Source organism: Streptomyces lucensis JCM 4490, from assembly GCF_014650035.1.
Classification (GTDB): domain Bacteria; phylum Actinomycetota; class Actinomycetes; order Streptomycetales; family Streptomycetaceae; genus Streptomyces; species Streptomyces lucensis.
Map to the genome: position 1 here is coordinate 254,120 of NZ_BMUE01000003.1, position 20,097 is coordinate 274,216.

The 20,097-nt window shown below is 73.3% G+C and carries 13 protein-coding genes; 11 read left to right on the plus strand and 2 right to left on the minus strand.

The window, feature by feature from the left end; translation table 11 throughout:
• Positions 1-56 precede the first annotated feature (56 nt).
• Together IE177_RS09130 and IE177_RS09135 are read right to left on the minus strand one after the other, a co-directional pair.
• Positions 57-590 (minus strand): hypothetical protein, encoded by a 534-nt coding sequence (locus tag IE177_RS09130; RefSeq protein ID WP_190014594.1) that lies wholly within the window; start codon positions 588-590, stop codon positions 57-59.
• Positions 591-592: 2 nt separating this feature from the next.
• Positions 593-3,241 carry a winged helix-turn-helix domain-containing protein gene (locus IE177_RS09135; RefSeq protein ID WP_190014596.1) on the minus strand — a complete coding sequence of 883 codons (2,649 nt, stop codon included), beginning with the start codon at positions 3,239-3,241 and terminating at the stop codon, positions 593-595.
• A 246-nt stretch (positions 3,242-3,487) separates the two neighbouring features.
• On the opposite strand from IE177_RS09135, the gene IE177_RS09140 reads away from it, so the two are divergent.
• The 11 genes from IE177_RS09140 to IE177_RS09190 all read left to right on the plus strand — a co-directional run bounded on the left by IE177_RS09140 (position 3,488) and on the right by IE177_RS09190 (position 20,002).
• On the plus strand, positions 3,488-5,398 hold the full coding sequence (locus tag IE177_RS09140) for a glycoside hydrolase family 15 protein (RefSeq protein ID WP_190014598.1): 1,911 nt from the start codon (positions 3,488-3,490) through the stop codon (positions 5,396-5,398).
• Entirely contained in the window at positions 5,395-6,780 is a 1,386-nt protein-coding gene (locus IE177_RS09145) for an MFS transporter (protein WP_190014600.1), read from the plus strand. The genes IE177_RS09140 and IE177_RS09145 overlap by 4 nt, the downstream gene beginning before the upstream one ends.
• Before the next feature lie 187 nt (positions 6,781-6,967).
• A complete protein-coding gene (locus tag IE177_RS09150) occupies positions 6,968-8,686 on the plus strand; it encodes a SulP family inorganic anion transporter (RefSeq protein WP_190014602.1) in 1,719 nt (572 codons plus the stop codon).
• A complete protein-coding gene (locus IE177_RS09155; protein WP_190014604.1) occupies positions 8,683-9,111 on the plus strand; it encodes an ATP-binding protein in 429 nt (142 codons plus the stop codon). Before IE177_RS09150 ends, IE177_RS09155 begins: the two co-directional genes overlap by 4 nt.
• A 129-nt stretch (positions 9,112-9,240) precedes the next feature.
• Positions 9,241-9,591: an ArsR/SmtB family transcription factor gene (locus IE177_RS09160; protein ID WP_190014606.1), complete on the plus strand. Its 351-nt coding sequence runs from the start codon at positions 9,241-9,243 to the stop codon at positions 9,589-9,591.
• A 186-nt stretch (positions 9,592-9,777) separates the two neighbouring features.
• Complete coding sequence (locus tag IE177_RS09165; protein ID WP_190014608.1) at positions 9,778-13,095, plus strand: P-loop NTPase family protein; 3,318 nt, start codon at positions 9,778-9,780, stop codon at positions 13,093-13,095.
• A gap of 93 nt (positions 13,096-13,188) precedes the next feature.
• On the plus strand, positions 13,189-13,665 hold the full coding sequence (locus IE177_RS09170) for a hypothetical protein (protein WP_190014611.1): 477 nt from the start codon (positions 13,189-13,191) through the stop codon (positions 13,663-13,665).
• On the plus strand, positions 13,662-17,024 hold the full coding sequence (locus IE177_RS09175; RefSeq protein ID WP_190014613.1) for a tetratricopeptide repeat protein: 3,363 nt from the start codon (positions 13,662-13,664) through the stop codon (positions 17,022-17,024). The genes IE177_RS09170 and IE177_RS09175 overlap by 4 nt, the downstream gene beginning before the upstream one ends.
• Before the next feature lie 464 nt (positions 17,025-17,488).
• A complete protein-coding gene (locus tag IE177_RS09180; RefSeq protein ID WP_190014614.1) occupies positions 17,489-18,382 on the plus strand; it encodes a S1 family peptidase in 894 nt (297 codons plus the stop codon).
• Between the two features lie 220 nt (positions 18,383-18,602).
• Complete coding sequence (locus tag IE177_RS09185; RefSeq protein WP_190014616.1) at positions 18,603-19,157, plus strand: DUF2243 domain-containing protein; 555 nt, start codon at positions 18,603-18,605, stop codon at positions 19,155-19,157.
• Positions 19,157-20,002 carry a cytochrome c oxidase assembly protein gene (locus IE177_RS09190; protein WP_190014618.1) on the plus strand — a complete coding sequence of 282 codons (846 nt, stop codon included), beginning with the start codon at positions 19,157-19,159 and terminating at the stop codon, positions 20,000-20,002. The genes IE177_RS09185 and IE177_RS09190 overlap by 1 nt, the downstream gene beginning before the upstream one ends.
• Positions 20,003-20,097 lie beyond the last annotated feature (95 nt).

Below are 20,097 nucleotides of genomic sequence, written 5' to 3' on the forward strand. Positions count from 1 at the left end.
AGGGCCTCGGACCTCACCCGGCGCAGGTGACCTGCCGGGCCTTCGCGCCACCCGTGTCAGTGTTTGAGGAAGATCTTGAAGGAGATGATCAGCAGGCCGAGGACCAGGTTGACCGACGCGGTCAGGACCATCTGGGAAGCCGAGGCACCGGCCCGCCGGGCCGCCGCCACCGACCACCCCACCTGTCCGGTCACCGCCACGGCAAGGGCCAGCCACACGGCTCCCGCCACGTCCGGCACCAGCAGCGGGCTGACGACCACGGCCAGGGCGGGCGGGACGGCCGCCTTGACGATGGGCCACTCGTCCCGGCACACGTGCAGCACGACGTGCCGGTCGAGGGACTGCTGCGCCAGGCGGGCGCCGAACAGCTGGGCGTGCACGTGCGCCACCCAGAAGGCCACGCCGCTGAGGAGGAGCAGCAGGGCCAGCTCCAGGCGGGGGAAGGAACCCAGCGTGCCGGCTCCGATGACCACGGAGGCGGCGAGCATGGAGCCGTAGACGCCGCCGGTGTAGTCGGCGTGGGCCCGCCGGTCGCGCCGGCGCGCGCGCCGCTGCTCGCGCGCGGCCGCGTGGTCGCGTTGCGGGGTCACGGTCACAGCAGTCCCAGCCCGCGTGCCCGTCGCACCGCGTCGTGCCTGCGGTTCACCGCCAGTTTCCGGTAGACGCTCTTGATGTGGGTCTTCACCGTGTTCACCGACACGAACAGGTCGGCGGCGATCTCCTCGGTCGACATCATCTGGGCGAGCCGCGTCAGCACGTCGCGCTCCCGCCCGCTCAGCTGCTCCACGAGCACGGGCGCCGCCTCGGCCTCGGGGCCGGGCGCCGCGGTGCCCGGGGTGAGCCAGCCCGCCGCCAGATCCCGCAACGGCGGCGCCGACAGGAACGGCCCCACCCACGGCCCGGCTTCCCGGAACGGGCGGCGCAGGGCGTCGCGGCGGGCGTCCAGCAGGGCGTCGGCGAGCAGCCGGCGGGCGGCGGCCCGGTCCCCTTGCGCGTGCGCGGCCTCCGCCCGCACGAGCACGGCGCGGACGCGGACCGCGGGGCCGACCCGTCGGTCGGCGGTCATCGCGTCGAGGACCTTCAGGGCCGTCCACCGGTCGCCCCCCGCGAGGTGCGCGCGCGCCTCGGCGACGGCGCACGCAGGTTGTTCGGCGGCCGCGTCCCGCACCACCTCGGCGGCGGCGTCCGGGCGGCCCTCGGCCAGGTGGGCGGCCGAGGCGACGAGCGCGGCCTGGCCCTGTGCCCAGGGTGACGCGACGTCGGTGGCCACCGCGGCCCGCGCCGCCTCGGCCGCGGCGCGCGCCCTGCCCCGGGCCAGGAGCAGCCGGGCCAGGGCGATGGACCTGGCGGCCGCCGTCACCGGGTCCCGCGCCGCGGACCCGGGCGTCTGGTCGATCAGCCCCTGCGCGCGGCGCAGTTCACCGCGTTCGACGGCCACCGCGGCAAGGACCGTCCGTCCGAGACCGGATCCGGAGAGCCGGGGCAGGCCGAAGCGGTCCGACTCCGACATCGCGGCGAAGGCGTTGCGCTCCGCCCTGCCCGGCCAGCCGTCGAGGTAGTCGATCAGCGCCAGGTGCCCGAGGGACTCCTGACGCGGGACCACCGTGGCGGCGCCGTCCCGGCCGCCGGCCACCGCCGTCAGCGCGGCGCGCGCCTCCTCGAACTCACCGGCCCACACCCGCGTCGAGCCGACGTGGGTGAGCAGCAGGGCGGGCAGCTCCGGGTGCTGGTCGAGCAGTCGGGCGGGCACCTCCCGCTCCAGTTCCCTGGCCGCCCGCGCGGCCTGTTCCGCCCGCCGGGGGGATCCGGAGAGGCGAGCGGCGAGGGCCTCCAGCAGGGCGCAGCTCAGCTGGGCCGCGGCCGGGTCGTGGTCGTCGTCCCCGAGCTGCCGCTCCGCGTGGCGCAGGTGGGCCAGGCCGTGGTCGAGGTCGTGGCGGGCCAGGTCGCGCGCGGCCCGCACGAGGTTCGTGGCGCTGCTCGTCGTTCCGGGCTCCATGCCGGCGAACAGTTCCGTCAGGTCGTCGGAGCGCACGCCGGTGAAGAGCTGTCCGATCGCCAGGTCGTCGACCAGGGCGCGGGCGGTGAACTCCCAGTCGCCGGCGGCGGCGCCGTGGGTGAGCATCTCCGGCAGCGCCCCGGACCGCCGCAGCCAGTGCGCGGCCCGCCGGTGCAGTTCCGGTTCCAGTCCGGGGCAGCGCTCGCGCAGGTGGACGCGGAGGATCTCCCGGAACAGCGGGTGGAGGCGGTACCAGGCGTGCCCCAGGTCCTCCACGAACGCGTTCTCGCGGTGCAGCCCGGCCAGGATGGGCTCGGCGTCGGCCCGTCCGGTCAGTTCGTTAGCCAGGTCGGCGCAGAAGCGTTCCAGGACGCTGACGCGCAGCAGGAGGTCCTGGGTCTGGGGTTCCTGCCGCCTGAGTACTTCGGCCAGCAGGAAGTCGGCGATGGTGCTGTGCCCCGCCTCGAACTCCTTCAGGTAGACCTGCGGATCCGGGCTCTGCCCCGCGGCCAGGGCGCACAGCCGCAGGCCGGCCGCCCAGCCCCGGGTGCGCTCCACCAGGTCGCGCGCCGCGGGCACGGTCAGGCACAGGCCGTGCAGCTCGAGCAGGGCGGCGGTCTCCTCGGGCGTGAAGGCCAGTTCGGCGTCCCTGATCTCGGTGATCTCGCCGGCCGCCCGGTACCGGTGCAGCGGCAGCAGCGGTTCGGTGCGGCTGACCAGGACCAGGCGCAGCCCCGGCCGGGCGTGCTGCAGGACGAACGCCAGCTGGTCGGAGATGTCCGCGGTGGCGCGGTCGTAGTCGTCGAGCACCAGGGTCACGGTGCTCCCGCCGTTGCTGAGCCGCGCGGCGAGCCGGCTCAGCAGGGTGTGGTCCACCCGGCTCCCGTCGGCGGGAGAGCCTATGCCCGCGGGCAGCTCCACGCCGACGGCGCGCAGGGCCTGGAGCACATGGGCCCAGAACATGCCCGGCCCCTGGATCGCCGCGTCGAGGGTGAGCCAGGCGACCGGCTGCCCGAGGCCCGCGGCCCAGTCGGCGACCAGCAGGGTCTTGCCCGCACCGGCGGCTCCGTCGATCATCACCAGCGGCGTCCGCGACGACCGGTCGAGGTGTTCGACCAGTCGTTCGCGACGCAGGAAGGTCCCGGGTCTCGTCGGCAGGGCGAACCGCGTCCGCAGGAACGGGTCGCCGAGCGGATCGGCGTTCGGGACGGCGCGGGCCTGTGGGATCTCGTCGCTCGTTTCCACAACGTTTCACCACCTGCAGTGCTCCCCCACCATCACCATGACACCTCCGCCGTCGGCGCGCGCGGCAGGACGGAAGGGCCCATGACAATGCCCTGGAGGGGGCGGGGCGGCGGGGCGAGCGGGCACGGGGCGACCGGTTCACCCGCGCCGGGTGAGGCCACGGCGGGAGGCGGAGCGGACGCTGGGGGCGTGCCGGGCGGCCCGGCCGCGTGCCGAAGGGCGCGTCCGCGCGTCGGAGGAGCTCCCGTGAACGACTACCCGCCCATCGCCGCCCACGGCATGGTCGGCGACCTGCAGACGGCCGCCCTGGTGTCCTCCGGCGGAGTCGTCGACTGGTGGTGCACGCCCCGCTTCGACTCCCCCAGTGTCTTCGCCTCGCTGCTGGACGCCGCACGCGGCGGGCACTGCCGTCTCGCCGTGGAACTGCCCGCCGGGAACGGCATGACGGTGCGGCAGCTGTACCTGTCGGACACCGCCGTCCTGGTCACCCGGTTCATGGCGCCCGGCGGAGTCGGCGAGGTGGCCGACTTCATGGTGCCCATCGACTCCCCCGCGCCCACCGGCCGGCACCGCCTGATCAGGCTCGCCCGGGTGGTCCGGGGCAGTCTGCCCTTCGCGCTCGACTGCCGTCCGCGTTTCGACTACGGGCGCGCCGCACACACGCTCACCCTGGCCGACGAGCACTGCGCGCTGTTCCGCGGGCCGGGCACGGACCTGTGCCTGCAGTCCACCACCGGTCTTCCGCTGCGCGCGGAGGGGGACGACGTCACCGCCCGCTTCACCCTCCGTACCGGCCAGGCGGCCGCGGTCGTGCTGACCGGCACGGAGAGCGGGGCCCCCGTCCCGCCGCGCCCCTCCCTGGAGGAGGTCGTGGACGACCTGGAGGCCTGCCGCTCCTTCTGGCTGTCCTGGCTGCGCTCGTCCACCTATCACGGGCGCTGGCAGGACATGGTGAACCGTTCGGCGATCACCCTCAAGCTGCTCACGTACGCGCCGACCGGAGCCCCCGTCGCCGCCGCCACCATGGGGCTGCCCGAACAGATCGGCGGCGAGCGCAACTGGGACTACCGCTACACCTGGATCCGGGACGCGGCGCTCTCCGTCCGGACACTGATCGACCTGGGCTTCCGGAACGAGGCGCACGCCTTCCGCCGCTGGCTGCGCGATCGCATCGAGGCCCGGGGCGACACCGGGGGCGACCCCCTGCAGATCATGTACCGCGTCGACGGCGACCCCCACCTGACCGAGGAGAGCCTCCCCCACCTGGAGGGCTACGCGCGATCGCATCCGGTGCGGGCCGGCAACGCGGCCGCCGGCCAGCTCCAGCTCGACATCTACGGGGAGGCCTCCGACGCCCTGGTCGTGGGCGGTGACATCGGTGCGATCCGCGGCTGGAAGGCGCTCACCGACGTCCTGGACTGGCTGGTCGACCACTGGGACCAGCCGGACGAGGGCATCTGGGAGACCCGTGGCGGCCGGCAGGACTTCACCTACAGCCGGCTCATGACCTGGGTGGCGTTCGACCGCGGCATCAAGGCCGCCACCGACTTCTCCCGCCCGGCCGACACCGCCCGCTGGACCGGTGCCCGTGACGCGGTCTTCCGCCAGATCACCGAGCACGGCTGGCACGAGAAGCGGAAGGCGTTCGTGCAGCACTACGCCGCCGACGTGCTGGACGCCTCCCTCCTGCTCATGCCGAAGGTCGGCTTCCTGTCGCCGTACGACCCGGACTGGCTCAGCACCCTCGACGCAATGGAGGAGGAGCTGGTCAGCGACAGCCTGGTCTACCGCTACGACCCCGCCGCGTCCCCCGACGGCCTGCGCGGGTCGGAGGGCACCTTCAACCTGTGCAGCTTCTTCTACGTCGAGGCGCTCGCCCGCAGCGGCAGGCTCAACCAGGCCCGGTACGCCTTCGACAAGATGCTCACCTACGCCAACCACGTCGGCCTGTTCGCCGAGGAGATCGGCCCCTCGGGGGAGCAGCTCGGCAACTTCCCGCAGGCGTTCACCCACCTCGCGCTGGTCACCGCGGCCATGGCACTGGACGAGGAACTGACCCGGGCGGACAGCGGGCAGCGGACCGACGGCCACCACCGCCCGGCGACCCACGGCGTCACCGTGCCCGCCGAGGGCGCGCCCCGGGAGGGCACGGCATGACCAAGGCAGCCGTACGGCAGCAGACGACGGGGCAGCGCGGAGCACTGGCCGCGCTGGCCCTCGCCCAGTTCATCTGCAGTTTCGCCGGCTCGAACATGAACGTGATGATCAACGACATCAGCCGGGACCTGGACACCACCGTCCAGGGCGTACAGGTGGCGATCACCGTGTTCCTGCTGGTGATGGCCGCGCTGATGATCCCCGGGGGCAAGCTGACCGACCGTTACGGCCGCAAGCGGTGCTTCCTGACCGGCCTCGTGGTCTACGCGACCGGCGCCCTGCTGAGCGCGGTCTCACCCGGACTCGGCGTGCTGATCCTCGGCAACTCGATCCTCGAGGGGGTCGGCACGGCCCTGCTCATCCCGCCCGTCTACATCCTCACGACCCTGCTATACCAGGACCTGCACTCCCGCGCCCGCGCCTTCGGCGTGATCATGGCGCTGGGCGGCATCGGTGCCGCCGCGGGTCCGCTGATCGGCGGACTCATCACGACGGCCATCAGCTGGCGCGCGGCCTTCGTCTTCCAGGCCCTCGTCATCGCGGTGATCGTCCTGCTCAGCCGGCGCATCGCCGATCCGCTGCCACCCGATCCCAGCCGCTCCTTCGACACCTTCGGGGCGGTCCTGTCCGCCGCCGGTCTCCTGCTCGTCGTCATGGGCATCCTGGCCGCCGACAACGACATCTGGCTCATGATCGTCCTGCTGGCCGCCGGAGCGGCCGTGCTCGGGTGGTTCTTCCACTGGGTGCGCGCCAGGGAGGCGTCCGGCCGGGAACCGCTGCTGTCGCTCGGCCTGTTCCACGACCGCACCAGCAACCTGGGGCTCGTCACCCAGAACGTCCAGTGGCTCGTGCTCATGGGGACGTCCTTCACCGTGGCGGCCTACCTTCAGGTCGTCCGCCACTACGACGCGATACAGACCGGGGTGGTCTTCACCGCGGCCACGCTGGGCCTGCTCGGCACGTCCCTGTCGGCCAGACGTCTGGCCGAGCGGCGCTCGCAGCGCGCGCTCGTCATGACCGGCTTCGGCGTGTGCGTCGTCGGCATCGTCGTCCTGGTGGTCCTGGCAGGCGCCTACTCGACCGCCTGGGCGTTCGTCCCCGGACTGCTGCTGATCGGACTGGGGCTCGGCGTGATGCTCACCCCGTCGGTGAACATCGTCCAGTCGAGCTTCCCGGAGGCCCGGCAGGGGGAGATCTCCGGTCTGTCGCGCAGCGTGTCCAATCTCGGCTCCACCTTCGGGACGGCCATCGCCGGCACCATCCTGGTCTCCGGACTGAGCAGCGGCGCCTACGCCGCGGCGATGCTCACGCTGGCCGTGCTGAGCCTCGTGGGCCTAGCGGCGGCGGCACGCCTTCCCCGGGGTGCCACGGACGGGATTTAGGAATTGCGAAATTTAGCAATTGGTTAGATGCTGTGTGCGCTGTACCCGTCGTCCGGTAGCCACGGGTACAGCGTCCGCACCTGCCCCGGCCACGGGGCCCCGTCAGCAAGGGCTGCCGTCAGCCGTCAGGGAGAGAGAGGGCCTCACACGTGTCCGTTCCGCCGCGGGGATCCGGGGCCGCCGCCCGATGAGCACTCCCTCCGCCCGGGCGATCGGGGCCCGGTTCCTCTCGCTGCTGCCCTCCCGCGCCGACCTGACGGCGATACGGCGCGCCCCGCGCCGGGACCTGCTCGCCGGGCTGACGGTGGCGATCGTCGCGCTGCCGCTGGCGTTGGGCTTCGGGGTCTCCTCCGGGCTGGGCGCCGCGGCGGGTCTGGCGACCGCCGTGGTGGCCGGCGCGCTCGCCGCCGCGTTCGGCGGGTCCGGCCTCCAGGTGTCGGGGCCCACCGGCGCCATGACGGTGGTCCTGGTGCCGATCGTCGCCCGGTACGGACCGGCCGCCGTCCTCACCGTGGGTCTGATGGCCGGCGTCATGCTCGTCGTCCTCGCCGGCCTCCGGGCCGGGCGCGGCATGCGCTACGTGCCGGCGTCCGTGACCGAGGGCTTCACGCTCGGCATCGCCGGGGTGATCGCACTGCAGCAGGTGCCGAACGCGCTCGGCGTGCCCGCGCCGGAGGGCGGCAAGGTGCTCGTCGTCGCCTGGCGCGCGGCCGGGGAGTTCGTGCGGGCGCCGGACTTCACCGCCGCCGGTCTCGCGGCCTGTGTGGCCGTACTCATGCTGGCCGGTTCCCGGTGGCGGCCGGCCGTACCGTTCTCCCTCGTCGCGGTGATCGCCGCCACGGTCGTGGTCCGGGTCGCCGGCCTCGACGCGGAGCCGATCGGCGATCTGCCCGCCGGGCTGCCCGCGCCCTCCCTCGCCTTCCTCGACCCCGGCTCGCTCGGCTCGCTGCTCGCCCCGGCGGTGGCGGTGGCCGCACTGGCCGCCCTGGAGTCGCTGATGTCCGCTGCCGCCGCCGACGCGATGACGGTCGGGCAGCGGCACGACCCGGACCGGGAACTGTTCGGCCAGGGCCTGGCCAACATCGCCGCCCCGCTGTTCGGCGGGGTTCCGGCGACCGGCGCGATCGCCCGTACGGCCGTCAACGTCCGTACCGGCGCGGGCTCCCGGCTGGCCGCCCTCACTCATGCGGCCGTCCTGGCCGTGATCGTCTTCGCGGCCGCGCCGCTGGTGTCGGCGATCCCGCTCGCGGCGCTGGCGGGCGTGCTGCTGGCCACGGCGGTCCGCATGGTGGAGGTCGGCTCGCTGAGGGCGATGGCGAAGGCCACCCGTTCCGACGCCGTGATCCTCGTCCTGACGGCGGTCGCGACGCTCGCCCTGGACCTCGTCCACGCCGTCGTCATCGGCCTGGTGGTGGCCTGCGTCCTGGCCCTGCGTGCGATCGCCGGACAGGCCCGCTTCGACCAGGTGCCGCTCGACCGCGGCGACCACAGCGCCGAGGAGCACGCGCTGCTGGCCGAGCACATCGTGGCCTACCGCGTCGACGGCCCGCTGTTCTTCGCCGCCGCGCACCGCTTCCTGCTGGAGCTGACGGAGGTGGCCGACGTACGGGTCGTGATCCTGCGCATGTCGCGGGTGTCCACGGTGGACGCCACGGGCGCGCTGGTCCTCAAGGACGCCGTGGAGAAACTGCGGCGGCGCGGCATCGTCGTCCTGACCTCCGGTGTGCGGCCCGCACAGCGGCAGGTCCTCGACTCCGTCGGCGCGCTCGATCTCGTGCGGCACGAGGGCGGGGAGTACGCCACGACCCCGGAGGCGATCCGCGGAGCGCGCGACCACCTGGAGAGGGCGGGCCTCGTGCCCGCCGCCCCGGCCAGGCCGGCGCACATGGCGGTGACGGAGAAATGACGTCCCCGGCCAGGGAGGTCCTGCCCCACCGGCACGTCCTCACCCTGCCCGCCGAACCGGCCGCGGTCCGCGTCGCCCGCGAGACGGCCGAACAGGCGCTGGCGGAGTGGGGCATAGGTCTGCGGCACCCTACCGTGGGGCCGGCCCTGCTGATCCTGAGCGAGCTGATCACCAACAGCGTCCGGCACGCCGCCGTCCTCTCACCCCATGTCACGGTCACCTACGCCGCCGCCGATGACTGCCTCGTCCTCGCGGTGCACGACCGCCACCCGTACCAGCCACCGCTGTACGGCGCGCTCGCCGGCGCCGGGGGCGGCGGTCTGGCCACCGTCATGGAGCTCACCCTCGGCCTGGGCGGTACCGCGGTCGTCCGCGCGGACGCCGACGGCCGGGGGAAGGGCATCTGGATCACCCTGCCCCTGTGACCGGCCCCGGATTGGGAGTCCGCCGGTGCCGCGCGCGAGGATGAGACGCATGTTGTGGAGGAGTGGGTGGATGCGATGCCGAGCGGTCCGGCCGGTCACGTCGTCGCGTGCTGAGGAGGAGGCGGCACGGTGAGTGCACCGCTGTACCAGCTGAAGGCCGAGTTCTTCAAGACGCTCGGGCACCCTGCCCGTATCCGCGTCCTCGAGCTGCTGAGCGAGCGCGAGCACGCGGTCGCCGAGATGCTGCCCGAGGTGGGGATCGAGCCGGCGCACCTGTCCCAGCAGCTGGCCGTGCTGCGACGGGCGAACCTCGTGCGTACGCGCAAGGAGGGGTCGAACGTCTACTACTCGCTGACCAGCCCGGAGGTGGCGGAGCTGCTCCGGGTGGCGCGCGCGATCCTGTCCGGTGTACTGGCGGGGCAGGCGGAACTGCTCGCCGACCTGAAGGCGGCTCAGCCGGAGCGGCGACCGCCGCCGTAGGGACGGCCGCCGGACTTCGGCCACCGCGTGGGGAAAGCACGGCTTGCCCAGCCGCCTTCCGAGGACGACTTGCGGGCGATCAGGGCTGCCGCTTCCGGCCGTACTCTTAATCCTGGCCGTTGACAGTGTTTTCTGTCACCGTGGGGACGAGGGTGGTCCTCCGGGGCTCCCGGCGAGGGGGAGCTGATGGACGACGTCCGCGGCCGGGACGGCGAACTGGCGGAACTCCAAGCGTTCGCACGCTCCCACGAGTCCTACCGCTGGCTTATCGGGCCGCCCGGGTCGGGCAAGACCGCTCTGGCCGAGCGGCTCGCCGCTCACCCGCCGGGGGACGTCGACATCGTCTCCTTTTTCGCGTCGGGCGTCTCCGGCGGACAGACAAGGCGGTTTCGACAGGAAGTCCACGACCGGCTCGCGGCGATATTGGGCGAGGCGGCTCCGCCGCTCTCCGGACCGAGCACGCTCGACGGCCTCTGGGCCCGAGCCTGCGCGCGGGCCGAGGCGAGCGGCCGACACCTGCTGCTGCTCGTGGACGGCCTCGACGAGGACCATGAGTCGCCCCCGATCGCGGCCCTGCTGCCCGCCGCGACGGGCTCCCACGGTCACGTTCTGGTCCTCAGCCGCGTCCTGCCCCGGATTCCGGAGGCCGTACCCCGGTCGCACCCGCTGCGGGACGAGCGACGCTGCCCTCGCGTCCGGTTGTCCGCGAGCCCCCTCGCCACCGTGCTGGCGGACCGTGATGCCCGTACGCTGCTGGGGGCTCTCGCCGTCGGCGGCCCCCTGACCGCGGACGACCTCGAAGCGGTCCTCGCCGCGCGAGGCGGCGGCATGGACGCGCACGAGGCGCGGGCCGTGCTGCGAACGGTCCCTTCCGGCCTACTGGCGTCGCGTGGCGACCCGGACTCGTCACAGGAGCGGTTCGACCTCGCCGACGACGCACTGCGCCGGGAGACCGTCGCCGCGATCGGTCACGCCGAGACCGAGCGGCATCGCGGCGCTCTGCGCGCCTGGGCCGAACAGTTCGCCCGTCGGGCCTGGCCGGACGACACCCCGGCGTATCTCCTGGACCATTACCCCGCGGTGCTCGTCGCGGCCGCGGACATCGCCGCGCTCGCCGCCCTCCCCTCCCCCGAGCGGATCGCGCTGTGGCAACGCCGGGCCGGTCACCCCGCCCCCGCCTGGCAGGAAATCACCGATGTCCTGAACGTCCTGGCCACGACGGAGGCGGACAGCCTGGGCGAGGCGTGCGTCCTGGCCATGCGCCGCTATCGGCTGACCGAACGTCCGGGGCATGTGAGCTTCGGCTTCCCGCCGGCTCTCCCGGTGGCCTGGGCCGAGCAGGGGGAGTGGTCCTGGGCCGAGTGCCTGGCATCGGTCATCTGGCACTCCGTCCGGGCGTACACGGGCATGGCCGAGGTGGCCGCACGCCGGGGGGACACCGAGCGCGCCCACCGCTACGTCGCTCGGGCCCGGGCCATCGCCCTCGACGATCCGGCCGGCGGAGTCTGGAACGCTCCTTCACTGGCCGCCCTGGCCCGCACCGCGCACGCTTGCGGTGCACGGACGACGGCCTTGGAACTGCTCCGGGAGGCGGAGCACATCGCCTGTGTCGCACCGCCCAGCCCCGGGACGGATCTCATGGCCGTGGCCCTGACCGCAGTGGCCGAGGCCCACCTGGAGACCGGCGACCGCGCCGACGCCATGCGGATTCTCGGGACCGCCGAGGGCCTCGCCGACAGCGCCGGCGGGCGAGGCGACGACACCCTCGTCGGCATCGCCGCCCGCTCGGCCCGGGTGCGCGGGGCGCAGGGGTGCGTTCTCGCCTTTCCCCGGCCCCAGGGTGCAGGTGCGCAGATCCGTGTGTACGCCGAGTTCGCCCGGGGGGTCGCCCACAAGGAGGGGACCAAGGCCGGTGCCGCGCTGCTGCGGGTCGCGGAGCAGATGCTGGCCAGGCTGCCCGCTCCCGTACCGGACGCGACGGACGCCGCCGTGCTGCGAGCGGTCCGGGAACGGTTCTCCGCCGTGCTTGCCCTCGCCGAGGCCGCGGCGCGCGTGCCCGATCGGGACCTCTGCCTACGTCTGGTGGAAGAGGCGGCCGGGCAGGGCCGGCAGGGGGCCGCCCGCGTGGCGCATCTGTACCAGCTGCTCGACCGCCCCGCTCAGGCCTGGCATCTGCTCGACGGCCTCGTGGACCCGGAGGCGCGGCTGGCCGCGCTGATACGTTGCGCCGAGGCGGCACACGAGGGCGGCAACTCCGATGCCGCGTCGGTGTATCTGGAACACGCCGTGCGGGCGGCCGCCTCGATCGACCGTCCGCGCCATCATTCGGACAGCCGGGTCGATCTCGCCGTGGCCCTGGCCCGATGCGGGAGTCCGGGCCGCGCCGAACGGATCCTGCGGGACCTCGGCGCACCCGGCGCGGGCCATTTCTGGGAGACCCTGGCAGTGGCCGAGGCCGTGGCCCACCACGGCCGGTTCGACCAGGCGGGACCCCTGTTCGCGCTGGCCAACTCGAACGGCGACGCCGATGCGGTGCACCGCATCGCGGCGATCCTGGGGCGGGGTGCCGGACGCGCCGGAGACCACGCCCTCGCCCGGGAGTTCGCCTCGCACGCCGGAGGGAGAAGCTACGTCTTCGCCCTCGAACAGGCCACGATCGGAGCCGCCGAGGCGGGCCATTTCGCCCTGGCCGAGCGGTTGCTGACCGTGGCCCGGTCCGTGTCCAAGACCTCGGTCTCCAGGTCCCGGAGGGGCCTGGAGCAGGACCCCGCCGCCGTTGCGGCGTCGGCGGCCCTGCGCAGCGGGGAACCGGAGTGGGCCGGGAGGTTCGCCGACCGGATCCGGATGCCCGACATGTTCAGCGACCAGTCGGGACCGGCGGTGAAGCGCGCGGTCGGGGGAGATCTCGGCGGCGCCGAGTACGAGGCGCTGGCGGTGACGGAGCCGAACAGGGCGCAGGCATTGCTCAGAGTCGCGGAGATCGCGGCCGCCCTGGGGAGGGACGACCATGTCGACCGCCTCCTGGATCTGGCCCGGCGGGCCGCCGAGGGATGGACGGACGCTACGAAGGGCGTACGGGCGCAGCAAGGGGCGGCCGTGGCGGAGGTGGCCGCGCGCATAGGCCGTCCGGACCGCGCCGACGCGATGCTTCATCTCGCGGACGATGCGCTCCGAAACCCGCGGATCCCGGTGCTCGCCGCCCGTGCCGAGGCACTGGCCCGCGACGGCGGCCAGGACGCGGCCGCCGCTCTGCTGGAGGAAGCCTTCGGCAGCCTCGGTTCGCGGAGCCTGGCCAACAAGGAGCGCGAGGTGCGGGCGCTGGTGCTCGCGGCCGTGGCCGTCGATCCCGCGCTGTGCCGCCGCCACATCATGCGCCTGCTGGCGACGCGGACGAGAACCCCGGAATGGCTCGCGGCCGTGGTGTTCTCCCGGCCCGAGCTCGCTCCGCTGGCGGTCGCCCTGCTCGATGGCGACGTGGCGTCCCACGGTGCCGTCGCGCAGTGAGGGGAGGGCGAGGCGGGGGACAACTTACAGTAGGCGCCGATAAGTTGAGTGGCCGCGGGAGCGGGATCCGATTCCGGATGGCGAGGGAGCGTCGTGTTCGAAGAGGTGGCCGCCCTGGCCATGACCGGGGCGACAACGGTGGTGGCTGCCATGGCCACCGACGGCTGGTCGACGGCGCGCGCACGGATGGCCGGACTGTTCCGCCGTGCCGATGACATCCAACGAGCCGCCATCGAAGGGCAGTTGGACGGACACGCCGCATTGGTGGCGAGCTCCGACAACGCGGAGGCGGTCCGTCAGGACCTGGTTCCGGTCTGGCGGCTCCAGCTCGCGGCCCTGCTGCGGCAGCATCCCGATGCGGCGGAGGAACTTCAGCTGCTGGTGCGCGAGATCCAGGAGCGACTGCCGTCGGCGCAACAGGTCTGGCAGCAGCGACAGACGAACATCGCCCGTGACCACGGGCAGGTGTTCGCCTCGCTCGGCGGCGATGTGATCGTCCATCACGGGCCGGCGCAGCCGCCGCCCGCACCGTCGGTCGTCGTGGGCGACGAGCCCGAGGCCACCGAATGACCCAGGTGCCGTCCGGGGAATCGGCCGGTGTCCAGCAGGTCGTGCACGTCGAGAACGGCTTCGGCTACGGGTGCATCGGCGCGGACATCCACGTCTTCGGCGACGGCAGGCCGGTGTACCTGCTGTTCGGCCACCGTCGGCGGACGGGCCTGGAGTCGCCGTGGCTGCGGGCCCAGCCCAGCCGGATGCTCGACGCACGCGCGGAGATCGTCGACTTCACGGGCCGCGCCGCCGAGTTGGAGGAGCTGGTCACGTGGCGGGACACCGGGCCGCGTCTCTCGGTGCGGTGGCTGCACGGGAAGGGCGGCCAGGGAAAGACGCGCCTGGCGAACCTGCTGGCCGCCGCGTCCCTGGGCACGGGTTGGAAGGTGGTCGACGCGACGCACGGCACCGACGCCCACCCGCCGGCAGAAGCCGGCGAGGACCTGCGTCCCGACGGGCACACCGGCATCCTGCTGCTGGTCGACTATGCGGACCGCTGGCCCCTGGCGGACCTGAGCTGGCTGCTCCACAACCGCATCCTGCGCCACTCCGTCCCGGCGAGGGTCCTGCTGATCGGACGGTCGGCGACCGGATGGCCGGCACTGCGGGGAAAGCTCGGCCAGTTCCGGGAGCTCATCGACACGTCCGATCAGTTCCTGCCGCCGCTGCCCGACGATGGCAGCGCGCGCCAGCGCATGTTCACCACGGCGTGCGAGTGCTTCGCCCGGCACTACCCGCAGATCGACGCACCCCGGGCGATCACGTCTCCGGATGCCCTGGACGATCCGGACTTCGGGGTGACGCTGGTGGTGCACATGGCCGCCCTGGTGGCGGTGGACGCGGCGGCCCACGGCCGCCGTGCCCCCGCCGACATGGTCGGCCGGACGGTCTACCTGCTGGACCGGGAGCACGAGAACTGGCGCCAGTTGTACGAGAACGGCCGGCACGGCCTCGACTTCCGGACCCCCGACAAGGACATGGCGCGCGCGGTGTTCGCCGCCACCTTGATCGGACCCGCTGACCGGCGGACCGCCAGGCGCGTCATCGAACGGCTGATGCCGCACGCACCCGCCGAGCGGATCCTCCTGGACCACGGCGTCTGCTACCCGCCCGGCGACCCCGCACGCGTCGACTCCTTCGAACCGCTGCTGCCCGATCGCCTGGCAGAGGACTTCGTCGCTCTCATGCTGCCCGGCAGCCCGATCACCGGGTACCCGTCGGACGACTGGGCGGCTTCCGTTCCCGCCGCGGTCCTGCGCCGCGGGGACGACGGCGCGGTGCCGGCCTGGACGCCGCGGACCGTCGCCCACCTCGCGGCGGCGGCGGACCGCTGGCCGCACGTCGGGGAGGGGTACCTGTACCCGGTGGTGAAGGCCGATCCCCGGATCGCGCTGGACGCGGGCTCGGCCGCGCTCGGCGCCCTGGCCAGGATCGCGGACGGCGAGGTGCTGGACGGCAGCCTGCTCGGGGTCCTCGAATCGATCGACACGGTCCTGCCCGCCAGCCGGCACATCGACCTCGACGCGGGCATCGCCGCGGTGGCCGAGCGCCTCACCGACCGCCGCCTGGCGGACACCGAATCCGCCGTCGACCGGGCGATCCTGCACAGCCATCTCTCCGCGCGCTACGCCCATGCCGGTCTGGCCGACAAAGCGGTGGCCTCTGCGGAGCGTGCCACCACTATGTTCCGCTCGCTGGCAGCGGCCGATCCTCGGGCCCACCGGGCAGGCCTGGCAGGAGCTTTGGTCAACCTCAGCGCCTACCTGCCCGGCGTGGGCAGGAAGGCCGAGGAATTGGTGGTGGCGGAAGAGGCCGCGGCGATCTGGCGGGAACTGATGGCGGCCGACCCGGAGAGCGACCCCAGCGGTCTCTCCGGAGCCTTGATCAATCTGGGCTCCGCCCTTCTTCGGCACCGACGGCCACAAGAGGCTCTGCAGGTCACGATGGAGGCGGCGGCCATCCTGCTCCAGGGCGACGATGCCACGCGACAGCGTTACGTCGTCCCGGTCGCCACCGCGGCGGACAATCTCGGGATGATCTTCTCCGCCCTGGAGCGGCCGGAGGACGCGCTGGCGGCGGCCGACAGTGCCATCGAGCTTCTCCAGCTGGTCGCGGAGCGGAATCTCTCCGCCTACCTGCCCGATCTCGCCCGGGCGCTGCGCCACCGGGCGATGTGGTTGCGGGAACTCGGACTGCCGCAGGAGGCGGCCCTGACCCTGGAGGAGGTCGTCACCACCTCAAGACGACTGGTCACTGCCAACTCCGGTGCCCATGAACCCGGCCTCGCCGCGGCCCTGGACAATCTCGGCAGCTACCAGGTCGACGCCGGATGGCTGGACGAGGCGGTGCCGACGCTTGAGGAGGCCGTGGCGCTCTTCCGCAGGCTGGCCGCGATGAACCCCGACGCCCACGAGCCCGACCTCGCCAAGTCGTTGAACAACCTGAGTGCCGTCTTCGCCCGCCTGGGACGTCTGGACGAGGCGTCGCAGGTGATACGGGAAGCGGTCGACGTGGGCCGCCGACTGGCCGATGTGGACCCCGCCGCCCACCTGCCCGACTTCGCGCTGACCCTGGACAACCTGTGCGCCCTGCTGGGGGGCACGCGGCGCCCCGAGGTGCTGGCCGCCCTGCGGGAGGCGATCGAAGTGCGCAGGCGACTGGCCGAAGCCGACCCGGACGTCCAACTCGACAGTCTCATCGCCTTGTTGGAGGAGTTAGCCACCCGGCTCCGGGCCGCTGGGCGCTTGCGGGAGACGCTGGTGCCCCTGCGCGAGATGGTCGAGATCCACCGGCGCCTGGCCGGAATCGGCTCCGAGGCCCACCTGGCGGCCCTCGCCAGGAGTCTGGTCAACCTGAGCAGTCTGCTGGCCGAGGCCGAGGAGGACGGGGCGCTGCCGGCCGCGCGCGAGGCGCTGGCCGTCTATTGGCGCCTGGTCGCAGCGGATCCCGCGGCCCATCTGCCGCATCTCGCCGTGTCCGTGAACAGGCTCAACAGCCTGCTGGTCAAGTGTGAGCGGTACGACGAGGCACTCACCGCGGCCGACGAGGTCGTCGGGAACCTGCGCCGCCTCTCTCCGGCCGACCCGGCTGTCTACCGCCCCTTCATCGCCAAGGCGCTGTGGGGAGCGGGCCGACTGAGGGCCGCCCGGGGCAGCGGGCTGCCGCAGGCCGAGGCCGCGCTGGAGGAAGCGGTCGCCCTGTTCGTGCAGTTGGCCGCGTACGCGCCGCACGAGTACGCGGACGACCTGAGAGGCACACTGATCACTTACGCCGCCGTGCTCGACAAGCTCGGCTCCCCTGCCAGGGCTGATCGCATCAGGATGGTGACCCAGACAGAAGCCACCATGGATGCCGTATACGAAGTACTGGGGATGTGAGAGTGCGGTACGCGATCTTCCATCCGGCTTGTCATCGCTCGATGGTGTGATGTTGGGCCACGTCGCCGGTCAGACGTCCGGCGTTCGCTTGGGTTGTGGCATGAGCATGAACAAGCCGTACCCGAGTGATCTCACCGACGGGCAGTGGGCCCCGTGATCGCGGCGTGGAAGGCTCGAAGCCCTCGGAAAGTGTCCACGGAATCGCGGAACCTACACGGCAGGCGCGCGAAACAGCCGGCCGGGGCGGGCAGGGCCGGCCGGCCCTTGTGCACCAAGGGCACCGTCGCCTCGCGGCACCGCACCCTCCCGCACACGGCGGCGTCTTCGGGAACCCCGCCCCGGGGGATCACATCTGACAGGGCGGCATGCCACCGCCGACGGGTCGGTCCGGTGTCGCCCGGCCCGGTTGAGCGCCTCCGGAGTGTCCGTCGTGGTGGCTTCCTCGGAGATTGGAGACACCCCCCATGCGTCTTTCCGGCGCCCACAGAACCCCTGCCCGGCGGACCGTGTCCGCCGTCATCGCCGCCGGCGCGGTGCTCGGACTCGCCGGCACGTCCGTCGGGACGGCCTCCGCGGTGGCACCCGCGCACCCCGCCCGCCCGGACAGCCCCGTAATCGGCGGCACCGAGAAGCCCGTGGGCTCGTACCCGTTCATGGCGGCGCTGCTGGCCAAGGGCCGGGGCAACCCGCACGACCGGCAGTTCTGCGGCGGCAGCCTGCTGGACCCGTACGTCGTCATGACGGCCGCGCACTGCGTCGTCGACACCCGGCCCAAGCAGCTCGAAACGGTCGTCGGCCGCACCGTGCTGTCCAAGAGGAACCAGGGCCACCTGCGCAACGTGACCGACATCGTCGTGCACCCCCGCTACGCCCGGGGCCAGGAGGCGTACGACATCGCGTTCCTGATGCTGGACAAGCCCGTCACCGGTACCGCACCGGTCAACCTGCCGACGGCGGGCACGGACGCGCTCATCCGCCCGGGTTCCAAGGCCACGGTCATCGGCTGGGGCAACACCGACACCGAGGTGCCGGACTACCCGGACCGGCTGCGGGCGGTGGACGTCCCCGTCGTGTCGCACATCGAGTGCAAGGCCTCCTACCCGGGCTACGACAAGAAGGTCAACGTCTGCGCGGGCGTCGAGGGCAGGGACTCCTGCCAGGGCGACAGCGGCGGCCCGATGTTCCGCAAGCTGCCGGGCCGCCGCGGGGTCTACCAGACGGGCATCGTCTCGTACGGCGACGGCTGTGCGGCGCAGGGGGCCCCGGGCGTGTACACGTACACGGGTTCGGCCAAGCTGTGGGACACGCTGTCCGAGTCCGCCGCGGGGCGGAAGGTGAAGCGGCTGCTCGGCCGCTGATCCGGTGACGTGGTGCCCCGTTCCCCCGAGTTACCGGGTGAACGGGGCTTTCCGCGGATGCCGGTCCGGTCGACGCGCGCCGCCGGCTCCCCGGCGCGGGCGGCGTGTCTCCGGACGGTTGAATCAGGGCAAGTGTCACGCCCCCGGGTGACGGCGGCGCCGGGTGGGGGAACCGTGTCCGCGAGGTTCGAGCGCACTCGCGGCAGGACGGAGAACGGGCGTGACCACCACGACGGACGGAACACGGACCGCCCCGGCGGCGGCCGGCGCCATTCGGCTGCCGGGCATCGTGCTGGGAGTGGGCCTCGGGGGCTTCCTCGACGGCATCCTGCTGCACCAGCTCCTGCAGTGGCACCACATGCTGACCAGCACCAACCACGACCGCATCGGGGTCAAGTACTACGACCCCCACACGGTCTCCGGACTGAGGATGAACACCGTGTGGGACGGCGTCTTCCACACCGTCTGCTGGCTCAGCGTCCTGCTGGGCCTGGCCATCCTGTACTCCCGGGTCACCCACGACCGGCGGGCGGTGTGGACCTCACGGGCCCTGTGGGGCTGGATCCTGGCCGGCTGGGGCCTGTTCAACCTGGTCGAGGGGCTCCTCGACCACCAGATCCTCGGCATCCACCACGTTCGCGGCGGGCCGCACCAGGCATGGTGGGACACGGCGTTCCTCGTCTTCGGCGCCCTGCTGCTGCTCGTCGGCCACCTGCTCCAGCGCGGCGACCGGGCCTTCGGGCACGGCGCCGGGCGGACCGGTGGCCGCGCCTGATGGACGGCATGCACCACACCCACCCGCACGGGGGCGGCGGTCTGCCGGGAGCGGCGTCGGCCGTACCGACCGTGCTGATCCTGCTCGGGTCGGCCGCCGGATACCTGTGCCTGGTGCGCCGTGCCCGCCGGCGCAATCCCGCCCAGGGCTGGAGCCGCTGGCGGTCCGCCGCCTTCCTCGGCGGGCTGGCCCTGCTCGGCACCGCCCTTCTGCCCCCGCTGGCGCCCGCGGCGCACACCGACTTCCGCGGGCACATGGCCCAGCACATGCTCGTCGGCATGTACGCGCCCCTGGGGCTCGTCCTGGCCGCACCCGTGACGCTGCTCCTGCGCACTCTGCCGGCCCCCCGGGCCCGCCGTGTGACGGCGGTGCTGCACAGTCGGCCCGTGCGGGTGCTGACCCGTCCCGCCGTCGCGTTGGCGCTGAGCACCGGCACTCTGGCGCTGCTGTACTTCACCCCGCTCTACGACACCGCCATGAGCCATGCGGCCGGGCACTGGCTGATGACCGCGCACTTCCTGGCGTCGGGTTGCCTGTTCTCCCACGTCATCGCGGGCCCCGACCCGGCGCCGGCCAGGCCCGGTGTGCGGACCCGGCTGGTGTACCTGGGCGTCGCCGTCGCCGCACACGCCCTGCTCGCACAGGCCGTCTACGGCGGCTTCTTCGTCCACGTCCACGCTCCCGTCGACCAGGTACGGCAGGGCGCGGAGATCATGTACTACGGCGGCGACATCGCCGAACTGCTCCTGGCCGCGGCCCTGGTGTCCACCTGGCGGCCCGACCACCGCCCCCGGGCGGCGCGGCTCCCCGGGCGCCTGGGCACGGGCGCCGCGGCACCCCGCTGAGCGGACGCGCCGGGGCGGCGGCCCGCCGAGCGCCGCGCGGCGCGGCCACCGGAACACGGCGGGGGCGCCGCGGTCGTGGCGACGCCGGGCCGGGT